The following is a 15365-nucleotide window of genomic DNA, read 5'->3' as shown; positions in this document are numbered from 1 at the left end:
TCCTTTGCCAAAGCCCTTCAACCCGGTGGAGTGCGGCACGGCAGGCATTCGAGCGGAAGCCCAATGAAGGGCGGATTGACGGCGGAACCCTGTTTCCTCGCTTGCCGAGTCACTGTATCGCGCTATGAAGAAATGTAGGGAGCCCAAGAAAAACGGACTGCACCCATGAAGGCCCTTTAAACATACAGGGAGACGGCGCACCAGACCAGCAGAAGCGCCATGACCGCATTGGCGGCGGCATGGTGGCTTTGGAGGAAGCGGCGGAATACGGCCCCAAAGAGCGCCCACGAACAAGCGCCGACATAGGCGACAAGCGAAAGCACGGCAACGGAAACAGCCAGGGGCATAAAGGAATCATAGTACGGAAGCACAAAGGACGAGAAGGCTGTCATCCCATAAAGCATGCCTTTGGGATTGAATAATTGCAGCAGGATCCCTGAAACGATGCCGTTGGTGGGTGCAAAGCGGGATTCTTCATCCCCTGCCTTTGAGCGCCAGATGCCAAAGGCCATCCAGAGGATATAAGCCGCGCCGACGGCACGCATTGCGGGTTCCACGTCCGGCAAAAAACGGAATAACGTCGCGCCGAACAGCGCGCACGCCGCCATGATCCCCAAAACGCCCAGCAGGACGCCGAAACAGAAGCGGAGGCTTTTTCTGAGCCCATACGTGCTTGCGCATGAAAGCGCCATAATGTTGTTGGGGCCGGGCGTAAAGGACATGATGCACGCGAAAGACAGGAAAGCGGCGATGGACGGCATGGCGGAGCTCCTTTGGATAGGTGCGGCAAAGCATACGTTTTGTTCATTATAATGTCAAATACGGACAGGATAACGCCCTTGGAAAATATCGGCCTGATTGTAGCGGAAAACCTCAAGCGCCTGCGGGAAGAGCGGAAACTCAGCCTTGAGGCCGTAGCGAAAAGCTCCGGCGTAAGCAAAAGCATGCTCGGACAAATCGAACGCGGCGTGACCAACCCAACCATCTCGATACTCTGGAAGATAGCGAATGGGTTGAAGATTTCTTTTACATCGCTCATGATGCGCCCGGAAACGGATGTCGAACTCGTCCGGCGTTCCGCCATAGCGCCGCTTGTGGAAGTAGACGGAACATACAGGAACTATCCGGTATTTCCGTTCGACAGCTCCCGTGGGTTCGAGATGTACTCCATTGAGCTGGATCCGGGAGCACGGCTTGATGCCGAACCGCATCCCGCTGGAACGCAGGAGTTCATCACGGTTTTTTCCGGCACGCTGGCCGTACTGCTCAACGGCCAGCGCTGGGCGGTTGGGGACGGCGACTCCATCCGTTTCAAAGCGGATCGGAAACACGCCTACGCCAACGAGGGAAATACGCCGTGCCGCTTGAGCATGGTCATTTGCTACCCATCTTAAAGAAAAAGGAAGTCATATGAAAAAGCGCGCCCTTTCCCTGCTGCTGGCCCTGCTGGCGCTGGCGGGCTTGCTCTCCGCCGCGGGCTGTTCCCTCGGCCGCAGCCCGCGTCCCGATTTCTACATGCTGTCCTCGCCGGCGGAAAACAACGTATTGTCAGGAAAAGAGAAAATCTCCGGGCCGCGCGTCGCCATCGGCCCCGTAGCCATTCCGGGCTATCTGGACAGGCCCCAGCTCTTCCTGCGTGACGGCAATGACGTCAAAGTCGAGCTGGCCGAGTTCAACCACTGGAGCGAACCGTTCGGCGAAGGGGTGATCCGGGTGCTCTGCGACGCCGTCTCCGCATCCCTTGCCCCGCGCAAAGGGCTGGCCTCCCCCATCCGTTCACAACAGCCTTTCCAGTGGCGCATTGCCGTGGACATCGCCCGTTTTGACGGCGCACCCAACGGCAACGTCATCCTTGATGCGGGCTGGAGCCTCGTAAACGAGAACGGCGAAGAACTCAATTCGGGCCGTTTTGTGCAGCACGCCCCCGCCGGCCCCGACATCCCCTCGATGGTACAGGCCCAGAGTGCCCTCCTCGCCCAGTTCGGCGCGATGTTGGGACAGATGATTCCATAGGAAAGGGAAGAAGGGAGAGGGAACCTTTCCGGTGAAAGTTTTCCTCTCCCTTCCCCAAGCCCCTTCCCCAAAAGACGGCCAAGACCTCCAGACAATGCCGGGGGATTGGAACGCGGTGACCGCTTAACGCATTTTTGCTGTTTGCCTACGGCGGATTACAGCAGTTCAGCCTGTTCCACTCCCCCTCCTCCTTTTTCCTGATTCCATATGCAGGGCCGCATTTCCCGTTCTCCTACTCCTGCCGTGCCCACGGAAAGCCTCTAGCAAAAGTTCTCTCCCGCTATTTTACGAACTTTTCCAAAGCGTCCCGCGATTTCAACAGCACTTTTCCTTTTCAGCTAGCCTGATCTCCGACACGCTATAGGACGGAATCAACAACGTATGTATATAAGCCGTAGAGAAGGGCCTTTCTGGAACGGTGCATCCCCGGCGGTTCGCTACTTCTCAAAACCAATTCACTCGTTCCCGCCGAAAATTGCCGCACAAAATCTTTTCCCGTATTTGGGCTCCAAACAACGTGCTATTTGCACTCCCAGGCTTGTATGCTTCCCCCTTTGTAATCGCTTCATAAAAAGCCTCCTTGTTCTGCTTTTGGGCAGTTCGGACAAGGAAATGGTTGATGCCTGATTTCTTGAAATTCCAAAGAAACAACCAGTAAAATACCCCAAGCATGGAGTCCATTAACAGGAAAGCTGGAAAAAAGCCTGTATTTCCACCGTGCTGTGGAGATAAAACAACCACATCTATGACACAGAGCCTAAAAATACTATACTTTCACAGCACTGCATACAATGCATCAATCACATCTTACGGTAAAACCAAACAAAATAAGAAATCCCGGATAGTACAACCATCCGGGATTTCTTCCATGAAACAGCCGGGAAACTCCCACTCAGGGAAAAAACCGGCAACGCCCCATCCGCCAACTGCCCCGCTTACAAAAGTCTTTGGAAAGGGAGGGATGGGGTTTGGGGAAGGGAGGGAAAAGCTTTTCTCCAGAAAAGTTTTCCCTCCCTTCCCCAATATCTCCCCACTACAACAAATCGCCTTCCCAGTTGAAGAGGCCGGGGCGGGTGGCTACAGGCATCGACTTGGGCGGGTTCTCCTCCATGCGGGCAAAGAAGGAATACCCGGCGGCCTCAAGCTCAGGGCGGTGCGCCGTGATGTCCAAGGGCCACGCGGGATAGATCCATGTGTTCTGCCCATAGCGGCGAGTCCAGAAGCCTTCCCCCTTGGGGCTCTGAAAGACTTCGTTCGGCCTGATGCCGAAAGGATCGTGCCGCCCTATGCCCATCGGCCAGAAACCGGCAAGCACGATGCCGAGCGGCAGGGGGCTGACTTTCGGCAAGGTCAGAAAATCTTCCTTCGTCAGTTCAGGGCTGACGAATGCGGCGCTGAAACCGAGCTTCGCAAAGCTCGCCAGCGTAAAGGCATTGGCGGCATTGCAGAACGGCCCGGCGACCAGATCCACTTCGCGCCCCTTGAAGAACACGGCCTGCCACGGCTCGTTACAGACGAAATGCTTCGCGCCGTTGCGTATGGCTTCGTTGATGATGCGCTTCCAGAGCTCTTCCTCGTCAGGCCAGATGACCGGGGGCAGCCACCATGCCATGTTTGGGGCCACCGTGCGGGAGACCTCGCGCACCGATTTGGGCGAAAGCCACAGGCCGATCACCGAATTGCGGCTGCGGCGCGTCTCGGAGCCATAGGGCAGCGAAGCGCGGAGCGTCATATCCGGACGGCGGCGGGGATGCGCGGGCTTGGGCATCTTGGGCGCGAACTCCACAGCGGTGGGCTCGCTCCCCTTGCACCGATCCAGCTTCCGCTTCCACTCCGCGATGAGCTGCACAAGTTCGGGCTCGCGGCGGTCGATGAGGAACACCGGCGTCCCGGCCTTCGGCGTCTTGTGGCGGGGGAGGCGCAGCGTAAAGGTTCCGGCCTTCGGCGTGCGGCGGGTCACGGGCAGGGTCGAATGCCAGTTCTCATCTTCATAGCCCACACGCAGGTAATCGTAGGAAATCAGTTCGATATGCGGCTTGAAGAACGGGCGGCCCTCCGCGTCCGTCTGTACCTTGCCCACGAGACGCCCCGAACTGGTCTGGCCGTCGGGCGATGTGGGCTCGGACATGCGCTGCGGCAGGAAGCGGGCGCGGGTGGAAGGGCGGCCAAGGGCCATTTCGAGGATTTTTTCCGCATCCTTGCGGGCCTGCGGATCGTCCGGGTTGTCGCGCAGCATCTTGTAGGCCGTGACGACGTGATAGACGTAATGCGGCCCTTTCTTCCGGCCCTCGATCTTCCAGCAGCTCAGGTGCGGGATGTCCGTGATGGTTTTGGCAAGCACGTCCAACGAGAGGTCGAGGCACGAGAAGAAACGCCCGGAATGATTGCGCTGCTTGTACACGCGGCGGCAGGGCTGCACGCAGCGCCCGCGCAGGCCGCTCTTGCCGCCCATATAGCTCGACCAGTAGCAGCGGCCCGAAACGCACCAGCACAGCGCGCCGTGGATGAACATTTCCAGATCCAACCCTTCGGGGCAGGCGGCGGAAATCTGCTTCACCTCGTCAATGGACAGTTCGCGGGGCAGGATGACGCGATCCGCGCCGAGTTCCTTCGCAGCCAGCAGCGACGCGGGATGCGTCAGGTTGGCGAGCGTGGAGAGGAACAGGCCGCCCTCGTATCCGGCTTGGCGGGCAAGGGCCAGCACGCCGGGATCCTGGATGATCAGGCCGTGCGGCTTCACGTCGCGGGCGAGGCGGGCGATGAGGCGTCCTGCGGCGGGCACGTCGTCAGGCTTTACCAGCGTATTGAAGGCGACGTAGATGCGCCTGTCGTTCTCGTTGGCGAGCTCGACCATGCGGGAAAGCTCGGCGGAACCGAAGTTGTCCGCCTGCATACGGGCGGAAAAATGCTTGAGGCCGAGGTATACGGCGTCGGCTCCGGCGGCCATCGCCGCGAGGAACGATTGCGTATCGCCCGCCGGGGCGAGGATCTCAGGCTTGCGAGTCATGGATATGTCCTAACAGTGGAGGGGGGATGAAAAGTTGGGGGAACGGTAGGGAAGCCTCTTCGGGAAAGGCTGCGCCGTATCGAGATATGCAGGTTTTGAAGGCCCTGGCGGGTAAACTCCGGTGCCGCCCGCGCCCTTCCCCTCTGATGCCCTGTCTTGAAAGCGCAAAAGCGACCGGCCCCAAAGAAGGCATACGCCGGGCGAAAAGGAAGGGAACCGCCGCCCCTCCCCATCAGACAACCTTTGGGGATGGAGGATCGCCCCCTCCGCCTTTTAGGGAGAGGTGAGGGAAAAGGCCCCGCCTGCCCCCTTCGGGGAGGCTTCGGAAAGGGCCTTTCCCTCGCCCGCAGAGCTTATTCAAACACGCTGGCGTTGGTGATGAGCACGGCGGAAACCGGCACATCGGAATGGATGCCGCGGGTCGTGGTCTTTTCCTTTTCGATCTTGTCGACGGTTTCCATGCCTTCGATGACCTTGCCGAACACGCAGTAGCCGTAGCCGTTCACGTCAGGCGAGGAGAAGTTCAGGAACCCGTTGTCCACGGTGTTGATGAAGAACTGGGCCGTGGCGCTGTGGGGCTCGCGGGTGCGGGCCATGGCGATGGTGCCGCGCTCGTTGGCGAGGCCGTTGTCGGCTTCGTTCTTGATGGGGGCGTGGGTCGCCTTTTCTTCCATCTTCATGTTCATGCCGCCGCCCTGAATCATGAAGCCCTTGATCACGCGGTGGAAAATGGTGTTGGCGTAGAAGCCTTCATTCACATATTTGAGGAAATTCTCCACGGTGGCGGGAGCCTTGTCGGCATACAGTTCGATAAGGATATCGCCGGAAGTGGTTTCCAGAAGCACGGTAGGATTGGCCATGATACACTCCTTGAAAAATAATCGTAAGAGTATGCCCGAAAACCATGCCGGAAGCAAGTTGAACGGGCCCGTGACAGCCGCCCCGTTTCAGGCTATTCCCTGCAAGGAACGGTTCCCAAGAAGCCGGCTGTTTTCATCTCTGCCGGCTACACCGCGCCACCGGGCAAAAAATGGGCGCAGCCAACTGGATTTCCTCAGAACAGCCTCCCCACAGGTATTTCTTTGCGGGAGAACAAAAGAGCGCGCGTGCGGGTGCCTCCCGCCAAAGAAGCTCTCCCGGTTCCAACATACAACCCCCTTTGCCATGAACGATACGCAACGCTTTACCCTTTTCCGAAAAGGCCTGCTCCGCTGGTTCGCCGAGAACCGCCGCCCGCTGCCGTGGCGGGCCGACTACACGCCTTACCGGACGTGGATCGCCGAAGTCATGATGCAGCAGACGCAGATGGACCGGGGCGTCCAATACTTCCTGCGCTGGATGGAGCGGTTCCCCGACGTGGCCGCCGTCGCCGCCGCGCCTGAGGAAGACCTGCTCAAGGCATGGGAAGGGCTCGGCTACTACCGCCGCGCGCGCAACATCCAGGCCGCCGCCCGCGTAATCATGGAACGCCACGGCGGGATCTTCCCCACCAGCTACGCCGACATCCTCGCCCTGCCCGGCGTGGGCCCGTACACCGCCGGGGCCATCGCCAGCACAGCCTACAACGAGGAAGTCCCCTGCGTGGACGGCAATGTGGAGCGCGTCCTGTCCCGCGTGTTCGACATCGACACGCCCGTAAAGGAAGAACCCGCCAAGGGCCGCATCCGCGAACTGGCGCAGGCCCTCATCCCCAAAGGCGAGGCCCGGAACTTCAATCAGGGGCTTATGGAGCTGGGCGCGCTCGTATGCCGCAAAAAGCCCGAGTGCGAACGCTGCCCGCTGGCCGGGCTGTGCGAAAGCAGGCACCTCGGCATCCAGAACGAACGCCCGGTTCCCGGCAAGAAAGCCGCCGTCACGCAGCTTGAGGTGGTGTGCGGGGTGCTCCTGCATGAAGGGAAAGTCTTCATCCAGCGCCGCAACGAAAAGGATGTCTGGGGAGGGCTGTGGGAATTCCCCGGCGGCTGCGTGGAGCCCGGCGAAACGCCGGAACAGGCCGTTACGCGCGAATGGATGGAGGAAGTCGGCTTCAAGGTCGCCATCGTGCGCCCGCTGGACGTCATCCGCCACAACTACACGACCTACCGGATCACCCTGCGCTGTTACCAGCTCAGGCTGGAGGGCGGGCCAAAGGGCTGCCCCGTGCCCGACGTGCTGGCCGAGGCCACAGCCTGCCAGTGGATCGCACCGCAGGACATCGGGGCCTTCCCCCTGCCCGCGCCGCACCGCAAACTTGCCGACAACTGTAGCCTTTTTGACAACCCGGCCTCAGGCGAGTAGTTTCTGCCCACGCCGCGAGGCACGCGGACGCCAACCGTGGCGCGAGCCACGTAACTTTTCTGGAGTCTCTCCCCATGCGCAAGACTGTTTACTGGATTGAAGGCGACGGCATCGGCCCGGACGTGTGGAAAAGCGCGCGCCCCGTCATTGATGAAGCCATCCGTCTGAGCTACGGCGACGGGCGCGGTTTCGACTGGAAGGAACTGCTGGCGGGCGAAAAGGCGTTCAAGGAAACCGGGACGCTCCTGCCCGAAGAAACCCTCGCCGCCCTGCGCGGCGCAGAGCTCGCCATCAAGGGCCCCCTCGGCACGCCGGTGGGCACGGGCTTCCGCAGCCTCAACGTCACCCTGCGCCAGACCCTCGACCTCTACGCCTGCATCAGGCCCATCCGCTACTTTGAAGGCATCGAGTCCCCGGTCAAGCATCCCGAACGCGTGGACATGATCGTCTTCCGCGAAAACACCGAAGACGTCTATGCGGGCATCGAATACAAGGCCGGGACGCCCGAAGCCGCCAAGCTCATCGCCTTCCTGCGCGACGAGCTGGGGGCCAATGTGGACGCCTCCGCCGCCGTGGGCATCAAGCCCATGACCGAAAAAGGCTCCAAGCGCCTTGTCCGCGCCGCCATCCGCCACGCCCTCGCCCAGAACCTTCCGAGCGTGACCCTCGTCCACAAGGGCAACATCATGAAGTTCACCGAAGGCGCGTTCCGTCAGCACGGCTACGATGTGGCGAAGGAAGAATTCGCCGCCCAGACCGTGGTTGAAGCCGAAGCCGCGTCCGCGCCGGGCAAGCTGGTCATCAAGGATCGCATCGCCGACGCGATGTTCCAGGAGGCCCTCATCCGCCCCGAACAATACAGCGTGCTCGCCACGCCCAACCTGAACGGCGACTACATTTCGGACGCCCTCGCCGCGCAGGTCGGCGGCCTCGGCCTTGCCCCCGGCGTGAACATGTCGGAAAAGCTGGCCTTCTTTGAAGCGACCCACGGCACCGCGCCGAGCCTCGCCGGGAAGGATCGGGCCAACCCCGGCAGCCTCATCCTCAGCGGCGCGCTCATGCTGGAGCACATCGGCTGGAAGGAAGCCGCCACCCGCATCTACAAGGCCGTGAACACCGCCATCGCCCGCCGCGCCGTCACCGAAGACCTCGCCGCGCAGATGGCCGACGCCCGCACGGTCGGCTGCACCGAGTTTGGGGAAATCATCACCGGGCTGCTGTAATCCGCGTGACGGCATGACGTTCGCCGTACCCATGCTCGCCGTGGCGGCATCCCTGCAATGCCCCGTGACGGCATGGCGGCGCGGGAAACGGCGCAGGCCGCTTTTCGTCAAGGCTCTGTCATAGTACGTGGTTGTTTCATCTCCACCGTACTGTGAAAATACAGCCTTTTCTCCAGTTTTCCCTTGGCGGGCTTCATGGCTGAGGCATTTTGTTGGTTATTCACTTGGAACGTCATAGAAAAAGGCATCAACCTTTTTCTATGACACAGCCTTCGTCAAAAGCCTCATAAGGAAGGGAGGAAAGGGACGCTTTCCTCCCTTTTCCGTCCGCTTGACAGGGCGGCGGAAACGGCATTACCGCAAAAAGGCCCTTAGAAACATTCCGCTCACCTTCAGCCCGCAAGAGGCCACGCCATGCAATGGGATTCCGCCGCCTATCTCCGCTTCAAGGCCGAAAGGACGCAGCCGTCCATCGATCTGGTCAAACGCATCGGCTTTGAACAGCCCCGCAAGCTGCTCGATGTGGGATGCGGCCCCGGCAACAGCACGCAGGTTCTGGCGGACGCCTTCCCCAATGCCCTGCGCATCATCGGCATCGACAGCTCGCCGGAGATGATCGAAGCCGCGAAGGGCGAATACCCGGACATGGAGTTCCGGATCTGCGATGCCCTGAATTTGCCCTCACTTGGGGAGGGCGGGTTCGACGTGGTGTTTTCCAATGCCTGCATCCAGTGGGTGCCCGACCATCCCCGGCTCATCCGGGACATGCTCGCCCTGCTCCGCCCCGGCGGAATGCTCGCCGTGCAGGTTCCCATAAACTATCAGGAACCCATCCATCAAATCATCGGTGAACTGGCCGCCTCGGACGAGTGGCGCGCCGAACTCGCCTCCGCGCGGGTCTTCCATACCTTGACCCAAGAAGCCTACTTCGACATCCTCGCCGCCGAAGCCGGGCAGTTCCAGATGTGGCAGACCACCTATCTCCACCGTATGCCGTCCCACGAGGCCATCATGGACTGGTACAAAGGCACGGGGCTGCGCCCCTACCTGAGCCTCCTTTCCGGTGAGCGGGCCCAACGCTTTGAACGGGCCGTGCTGGAAGAAGTCACCCGGCGTTATCCCGTACAGGGCAATGGGGAAATCATCTTCCGCTTCCCCCGCTTCTTCTTCACCGCCACGCCCAAAGCCTGAGCATTGCCGCACAGGGGCAATGCCTTCCGGCGCGGCCCTGTCCGGGCAAAAATTTCGGCAATCACGGACGCCTTGGGAAAACGGATGAGGGCCGGGGAAAGCAAACCGTGCGGACGCCCCCGCGCTTCCGCAGGGCCGTGCGCCTCCGGCTCCCCCCATCTACATGATCTGTTTCCACAATGCGGACAGCGGCATGACGAAGAACAGGCCGGGCAACATGCTGAGGATGGGGACCTGCACCAGCCCCATCTGGCGCAGCCCCGCGCCGAGCATGATGATGCCGCCGCACGCGGAGAAATCCGCGAACATGGTCGGCGTGGTGTACGGCATGAGCATCGTGGCCCCGAAGAGCAAGGCAAGCTGGATGCCGCACTGCGGAACGGCCAGCACGCCCACCACGCTGCCGATGCTGGCGGAAATGAGCATGGCCGTAAACAGGTCGAGCACGCCCTTGATAAGCAGGAGGGAACATTCGCCGGTCAGCCCTTCGCGCATGGAACCGATGATCCCAAGGCCGCTGACGCAAAAGAGAACCGTCGCCACGGCGAACTGATCGCGGAACACCGTCTCGGACAGCGTTTCGGACTTGCCGCCTTTGGCTTTGCCGCTCCGCTTGAACAGGCCCGCCGCCTTGAAGGCCCCCTTCATCACCAAGGACTCGAAGCGGGTCAGCTCGCCGAGCGCCGTTCCGAACAGCAGGGAAAGCACGACAGGAGGCAACGAGTCGCCCTTCGACAGCATGGTCACGCCGATGCCGAGCGTGATGCAGCTGAAGACGTTCATGATCTTTTTCCTGAACTCCTGACTGAGCACAGGCCCGCAGAGCGCCCCAAGAATGGAGCCCGCGACAATACAAACGCTGTTCGCAACCGGTCCTATCATGTTCCCTCATTCCTTTGTTGAAACCTTGCCGCCCAAAGCGGAATCCCTGCCGAAGCCACATAAAAAAGCCGCTCCCGAACCCCGGAAACGGGGCTATGGGCACGGCGCGACTGTTATTCGGCACTGCAATTCTGAAAAAATACCACAAGGAAAAAGGAATAACAATCCGGCCCGTTGCGGGAGACATTCGCTTTTGCAATGAAGGCCGCATTTCAACTATCTAAAATTCAAAATGAATTTTTTAGAAAATCATCGAAAAGGCGAATAATTCCGTTGCGGGAGGCATTCACGCCTTCAATGGAAATGACGTCATAACAAACCAAAAGAACAGCCGAACCATTTCAAAAGGCCCTCTCAGGGCGCTTGATTGAGCCATGTTGGGCTTATTGATTTCATTAATTTTTTTGAGGCATTGGCTGGGGGCCCAACGGCAAAAAACGCTTTCTTCAACATCTATCCGTTACATGAAATGAACCATCGGCCTTTTGCCATGACAAAGCCTTTCCAAAAGGCTCTGTCGTGGAATGTGGTTGTTTCATCTCCACGACATAGTGAAAATAACACTTTTACCCTTATTTTCCGCTGATGGGCTCTATGGCTGGGGAATTTTATTGGCTCTATTATAGCATGTGGTTGTTTCATCTCCACAGTGCGGTGGAAAATACAGCCTTTTTTCCAGTTTTCCCCTTGGCGGAATCCACGGCTAAGGCATTTTTCCGGTTATCCCTTTGGAATTTCAAGGAAAAAAAACATCAACCATTTTCTATAACACAGCCATTTTATTGGTTACTCCCTTGGAATTTTGAGAAAGCACCAGCCATTTCCTAATGGCACGGCCTTCAAAAAACAGCAGGAAAGCGGATGCTCCCGCTGCGGGCCATAATGCAAAGGCTCTGTTATAGTATGTGGCTGTTTCATCTCCACAGTGCGTTGAAAATACAGCCTTTTTCTCCGGTTTTCCCCTTGGTGGGATCCGCGGCTAAGGCATCTTTCCGGTTATCCATTTGGAACTTCAAGGAAAAAAACATCAACTATTTTCTATAACACAGCCATTTTATTGGTTACTTCCTTGGAATTTCGAGAAAGCGCCAGCCATTTCCTAATGGCACGGCCTTCAAAAAACAGCAGGAAAGCGGATGCTCCCGCTGCGGGCCATAACGCAAAGGCTCTGTTATTGTATGTGGCTGTTTCATCTCCACAGTGCGTTGAAAATACAGCCTTTTTCTCCGGTTTTCCCCTTGGTGGGATCCGCAGCTAAGGCATCTTTCCGGTTATCCCTTTGGAACTTCAAGGAAAAAACATCAACCATTTTTATAACACAGCCATTTTATTGATTACTCTCCCTTGGAATTTCGAGAAAGCGTCAGCCATTTTCTAATGGCACGGCCTTCAAAAACATCAGGAAAGCGGATGATTCCGCTGCGGGCCATAACGCAAAAATCCCGCAGCCGGGGCCGCGGGATTTATGTACCGGATGTCGTTTCCGGGACTACAGCCCCGGAAGAGGCTGTACCCGTACACACTATTTCACGGCTTCTTTCAACGCCTTGCCGGGAGTGAACTTCACGACGCGGGAAGCGGGGATGAGGCATTCCTCACCGGTGCGGGGGTTACGGCCCTTACGTTCGCTGCGTTCGACGACCTTGAAGCTGCCGAAGCCGGTGAAGGAAACCTGTTCGCCGTTGGCGATGGTTTCGGACAGCACGCTGATGGCCGCGTCGAGGAACTGTTCGGTTGCGGCCTTGGTGCCGAGGCCAGCCTTGGCGTGGATTTTGTCGACAAGATCTGCTTTGGTCATAAAAGACTCCTTACCTGAATAGTGAGATGTGCCAGCGGTGGTCTTTACCCTTTGTTTTTGCGGTTGTCACCGGGATATTTTGCGCTATCCTCCCTTATTTGTATTGCAAAAAGCGTTTTTGACACCCACGGGGCTGGGGCGCCGCCGTTTTGCGGAACGATAACACTCCGAAATCAGACAATAAAATGATAACTTTAAGCATTATACACAAATGGCACGGCAAAAAGGAAAAAAATGGCCCGGATGCAAAAAAATCTTTGCCGGAATGCTCTCGGCGGAGGCAAAAGCCCCTTCAGGGAAGAATCCCTTGCCAAACGGCACTTCAGGGTATATATAGCTGAGTCCCGACTTTATAGGAGCCTGACCATGAAAGAAAAAATTCATCCCAAAGTGTACAAGGCCAAGATCACCTGCGCCTGCGGCAATCAGGTAGAACTCCTCTCCACTAAAGGAGAAACCGTCCATGTGGAAATCTGCTCCGCTTGCCATCCTTTCTTCACCGGCAAGCAGCGCTTCCTCGATACGGCTGGCCGCATTGACCGCTTCCGCAAGAAGTACGCCAATCTCAACAAGTAACGCGCCGGTTTCCTGCGCAGCCTTTACGCCTCCCGGGTGGCCCGTCCTCCGGGAGGCCTTCGAGTTCCATCCCCTTTTTTCGTCCTTCCCCGAAGTCCGCAAGTCAACCAGTCGGGAACCGCGCCGGGGACACACGTTCAGGGAGTGACATTCCGAGGTCTTTCCATGTCCACGCGTACCGGTCGTCCGGCCGCCACGTCCGTTCCTTCCGCCCGTTCCAGGAAACGATTCCCGATGCGCCTTGGGCGCCTTTTGCCGTTCCTCGCCCCCGCGCCGCTCGTCGGCGGGCAGGCCGTGATGGAAGGCGTCATGATGCGCAACGGCGACGTCTATGCGCTTGCCGTCCGCACGGCCGACGGCAAGATCAGCGTCGAAAACCGCCCGTGGTTCAGCCTCACCCGCAGCGAGCTGCTCAAAAAACCGTTCCTGCGCGGCTTCCCCACGCTGATCGAAACCCTCGTCAACGGCATCAAGGCGCTGAACCTTTCCGCCGAGCGCAGCACTGAGGGGACGGGGGAGGAACTCAAGGACTGGCAGCTTGTCCTCACCCTCATCGTATCGCTTCTGTTCGCCGTGGGCCTGTTCGTCGTCGTGCCCCACCTGCTCTCGATCATCATGAATTGGATCGGGCTCGGCGGCGGCGTCGAAGGGTTTTCGTTCCACATCTGGGACGGGCTGTTCAAATTTCTGATTTTCATCGGCTATATCGTGGCCATCGCCTTCCTCCCGGACATCCGTCGGGTGTTCTGCTATCATGGCGCCGAACACAAGACGATCCATGCCTACGAATCCGGGGATACCGTGACGCCCGAATCGGCCATCCGATTCAGCCGCCTGCACCCGCGCTGCGGCACGACCTTCCTGCTGTTCGTCATGTCCATCGCCATCCTGCTGCATACGGTTCTCGTCCCGATGCTGCTCCTTGTCTGGACGCCGGACGGCGCCGTGGCCAAGCATCTTTTCACTATCGTCTTCAAGCTGCTGCTTATGGTTCCCATCAGTGCCCTGTCCTATGAACTTATCCGCTACGCCGCGCGTCTGGGCGGCGGGTTCTGGGGGCGCATCCTCCGCGCGCCGGGCATGTTTTTGCAGCTTCTGACCACAAGGGAACCGGAACTGGATCAGGTCGAAGTCGCGGTTGCGGCCCTCGCTTCCGCCGTCGGCCAGCACCCGCCGCGCCTTGAGACGCCCTCTACCTGCAACCGGAGTCATTGATGTTTGCCAAACTCGAAAGCCTCGAACGCAAATTTTTGGATCTTGAACAGGAACTTGCCGATCCCACCGTTTTCAACGATCAGGATCGATACCGCAAGCTGACCAAGGCCCACTCGGATCTCAAGCCCGTGGTGGACATTTTCCGCCAGTACCGCGAATTGAAGCAGAACCTCTCCGACAATCAGGAACTGCTCAACGACGCCGATCCCGATATCCGCGAAATGGCCCACGAAGAAATCAAGTCCATTGAGGAGAAGCTCCCCAAGCTTGAACATGACCTCAAGGTGCTGCTCCTGCCCACCGACCCGCTGGATGAAAAGAACATCATTCTGGAAATCCGCGCCGGTACGGGCGGCGAAGAAGCGGCCCTCTTCGGCGGCGATCTTTTCCGCATGTATTGCCGCTACGCCGAAAAGATGGGCTGGAAGGTCGAAATCATGAGCCAAAGCGAGTCCGACAACGGCGGCTACAAGGAAGTCATCGCGCTCATTTCCGGCGACAAGGTCTACAGCCGCCTGAAATTCGAGTCCGGGACCCACCGCGTGCAGCGCGTGCCCGCCACCGAATCTCAGGGCCGCATCCACACTTCCGCCGCCACGGTCGCCATCATGCCCGAAGCCGAGGAAGTGGACATCGATCTCAAGCCCGAAGATCTGCGCTTCGACGTGTACCGCTCCTCCGGCCCCGGCGGGCAGAGCGTGAACACGACCGACTCCGCCGTGCGCGTGACCCACATCCCCACCGGCCTCGTGGTCTGCTGTCAGGACGAAAAATCCCAGCACAAGAACAAGGCCAAGGGCCTCAAGATCCTCTGTTCCCGCCTCCTCCAGATGAAACAGGAGGAGCAGAACGCCGCCCTTGCCGACCAGCGCCGCGCGCAGGTGGGCACCGGCGACCGTTCCGAGCGCATCCGAACCTACAATTTCCCGCAGGGCCGCGTCACGGATCACCGCATCAACCTGACCCTGTACAGCCTCGGCAAGGTGCTGGAAGGCGAAATTCAGGAGCTTGTGGACGCCCTCGTCACCCACGCCCAGACCGAAGCCCTCAAAGCACAGGCTTCGAGTTAGGCTGATTGATAAATGTTTTGATTTGGGGAGGGGAGAGGGAACCTTTCTGGAGAAAGGTTCCCTCTCCCCTCCCCCAAGCCCCCTCCCCTCTCCCTCCAAAGACTTTCAACTGG

The 15365-nt window shown here is 58.9% G+C and carries 14 protein-coding genes; 8 read left to right on the top strand and 6 right to left on the bottom strand.

Annotation, left to right across the window (positions count from 1 at the left end; genetic code table 11):
- Positions 1-176: 176 nt before the first annotated feature.
- Complete coding sequence (locus tag ACZM8Y_RS12765) at positions 177-761, bottom strand: LysE family transporter (protein WP_302553421.1); 585 nt, start codon at positions 759-761, stop codon at positions 177-179.
- Between the two features lie 78 nt (positions 762-839).
- On the opposite strand from ACZM8Y_RS12765, the gene ACZM8Y_RS12760 reads away from it, so the two are divergent.
- Positions 840-1394 carry a helix-turn-helix domain-containing protein gene (locus ACZM8Y_RS12760; RefSeq protein WP_482330240.1) on the top strand — a complete coding sequence of 185 codons (555 nt, stop codon included), beginning with the start codon at positions 840-842 and terminating at the stop codon, positions 1392-1394.
- Between the two features lie 16 nt (positions 1395-1410).
- Positions 1411-2013 (top strand): PqiC family protein, encoded by a 603-nt coding sequence (locus tag ACZM8Y_RS12755; protein ID WP_302553419.1) that lies wholly within the window; start codon positions 1411-1413, stop codon positions 2011-2013.
- A gap of 444 nt (positions 2014-2457) precedes the next feature.
- Here ACZM8Y_RS12755 and ACZM8Y_RS12750 read toward each other — a convergent pair whose 3' ends face one another.
- The 3 genes from ACZM8Y_RS12750 to ACZM8Y_RS12740 all read right to left on the bottom strand — a co-directional run bounded on the left by ACZM8Y_RS12750 (position 2458) and on the right by ACZM8Y_RS12740 (position 5880).
- Positions 2458-2754 (bottom strand): hypothetical protein, encoded by a 297-nt coding sequence (locus ACZM8Y_RS12750; protein ID WP_487480026.1) that lies wholly within the window; start codon positions 2752-2754, stop codon positions 2458-2460.
- 292 nt (positions 2755-3046) lie between these two features.
- Positions 3047-5020: a peptidase U32 family protein gene (locus tag ACZM8Y_RS12745; protein WP_479858914.1), complete on the bottom strand. Its 1974-nt coding sequence runs from the start codon at positions 5018-5020 to the stop codon at positions 3047-3049.
- Between the two features lie 353 nt (positions 5021-5373).
- Positions 5374-5880, bottom strand: a complete 507-nt coding sequence (locus ACZM8Y_RS12740; protein ID WP_302554089.1) for a peptidylprolyl isomerase — start codon at positions 5878-5880, stop codon at positions 5374-5376.
- A gap of 304 nt (positions 5881-6184) precedes the next feature.
- On the opposite strand from ACZM8Y_RS12740, the gene mutY reads away from it, so the two are divergent.
- From mutY to ACZM8Y_RS12725, 3 genes are all read left to right on the top strand, one after another.
- Positions 6185-7297 carry an A/G-specific adenine glycosylase gene (mutY, locus tag ACZM8Y_RS12735; RefSeq protein WP_482330238.1) on the top strand — a complete coding sequence of 371 codons (1113 nt, stop codon included), beginning with the start codon at positions 6185-6187 and terminating at the stop codon, positions 7295-7297.
- A 74-nt stretch (positions 7298-7371) separates the two neighbouring features.
- Positions 7372-8520, top strand: a complete 1149-nt coding sequence (gene icd, locus ACZM8Y_RS12730; protein WP_482330236.1) for an NADP-dependent isocitrate dehydrogenase — start codon at positions 7372-7374, stop codon at positions 8518-8520.
- 414 nt (positions 8521-8934) lie between these two features.
- Positions 8935-9711 carry a methyltransferase domain-containing protein gene (locus tag ACZM8Y_RS12725; protein ID WP_479858911.1) on the top strand — a complete coding sequence of 259 codons (777 nt, stop codon included), beginning with the start codon at positions 8935-8937 and terminating at the stop codon, positions 9709-9711.
- 159 nt (positions 9712-9870) lie between these two features.
- Here ACZM8Y_RS12725 and ACZM8Y_RS12720 read toward each other — a convergent pair whose 3' ends face one another.
- Together ACZM8Y_RS12720 and ACZM8Y_RS12715 are read right to left on the bottom strand one after the other, a co-directional pair.
- Positions 9871-10593: a DUF554 domain-containing protein gene (locus ACZM8Y_RS12720; RefSeq protein ID WP_308771124.1), complete on the bottom strand. Its 723-nt coding sequence runs from the start codon at positions 10591-10593 to the stop codon at positions 9871-9873.
- A 1522-nt stretch (positions 10594-12115) separates the two neighbouring features.
- On the bottom strand, positions 12116-12391 hold the full coding sequence (locus ACZM8Y_RS12715; RefSeq protein ID WP_005028764.1) for an HU family DNA-binding protein: 276 nt from the start codon (positions 12389-12391) through the stop codon (positions 12116-12118).
- Between the two features lie 366 nt (positions 12392-12757).
- Between ACZM8Y_RS12715 and rpmE the strand changes: the two genes are divergently transcribed.
- The 3 genes from rpmE (at position 12758) to prfA (ending at position 15252) form a co-directional block, all read left to right on the top strand.
- A complete protein-coding gene (rpmE, locus tag ACZM8Y_RS12710; protein ID WP_005028763.1) occupies positions 12758-12967 on the top strand; it encodes a 50S ribosomal protein L31 in 210 nt (69 codons plus the stop codon).
- Positions 12968-13132: 165 nt separating this feature from the next.
- Complete coding sequence (locus ACZM8Y_RS12705; protein WP_337431747.1) at positions 13133-14182, top strand: DUF1385 domain-containing protein; 1050 nt, start codon at positions 13133-13135, stop codon at positions 14180-14182.
- On the top strand, positions 14182-15252 hold the full coding sequence (gene prfA / locus ACZM8Y_RS12700; protein ID WP_337431746.1) for a peptide chain release factor 1: 1071 nt from the start codon (positions 14182-14184) through the stop codon (positions 15250-15252). Before ACZM8Y_RS12705 ends, prfA begins: the two co-directional genes overlap by 1 nt.
- Positions 15253-15365: the final 113 nt, after the last annotated feature.

The sequence above is a fragment of the Bilophila sp. genome (assembly GCF_057864385.1).
Note: the sequence above shows the minus strand (reverse complement) of the source record. Positions and strands in the feature narration are given on the sequence as shown.

Excerpts from the sequence above, each read along its gene's own strand:
- ACZM8Y_RS12765 (WP_302553421.1), bottom strand. The coding sequence starts at position 761 with ATGCCGTCCATCGCCGCTTTCCTGTCTTTCGCGTGCATCATGTCCTTT.
- ACZM8Y_RS12755 (WP_302553419.1), top strand. The coding sequence starts at position 1,411 with ATGAAAAAGCGCGCCCTTTCCCTGCTGCTGGCCCTGCTGGCGCTGGCG.
- ACZM8Y_RS12745 (WP_479858914.1), bottom strand. The coding sequence starts at position 5,020 with ATGACTCGCAAGCCTGAGATCCTCGCCCCGGCGGGCGATACGCAATCG.
- ACZM8Y_RS12740 (WP_302554089.1), bottom strand. The coding sequence starts at position 5,880 with ATGGCCAATCCTACCGTGCTTCTGGAAACCACTTCCGGCGATATCCTT.
- mutY (WP_482330238.1), top strand. The coding sequence starts at position 6,185 with ATGAACGATACGCAACGCTTTACCCTTTTCCGAAAAGGCCTGCTCCGC.
- icd (WP_482330236.1), top strand. The coding sequence starts at position 7,372 with ATGCGCAAGACTGTTTACTGGATTGAAGGCGACGGCATCGGCCCGGAC.
- ACZM8Y_RS12725 (WP_479858911.1), top strand. The coding sequence starts at position 8,935 with ATGCAATGGGATTCCGCCGCCTATCTCCGCTTCAAGGCCGAAAGGACG.
- ACZM8Y_RS12720 (WP_308771124.1), bottom strand. The coding sequence starts at position 10,593 with ATGATAGGACCGGTTGCGAACAGCGTTTGTATTGTCGCGGGCTCCATT.
- ACZM8Y_RS12715 (WP_005028764.1), bottom strand. The coding sequence starts at position 12,391 with ATGACCAAAGCAGATCTTGTCGACAAAATCCACGCCAAGGCTGGCCTC.
- rpmE (WP_005028763.1), top strand. The coding sequence starts at position 12,758 with ATGAAAGAAAAAATTCATCCCAAAGTGTACAAGGCCAAGATCACCTGC.
- ACZM8Y_RS12705 (WP_337431747.1), top strand. The coding sequence starts at position 13,133 with ATGTCCACGCGTACCGGTCGTCCGGCCGCCACGTCCGTTCCTTCCGCC.
- prfA (WP_337431746.1), top strand. The coding sequence starts at position 14,182 with ATGTTTGCCAAACTCGAAAGCCTCGAACGCAAATTTTTGGATCTTGAA.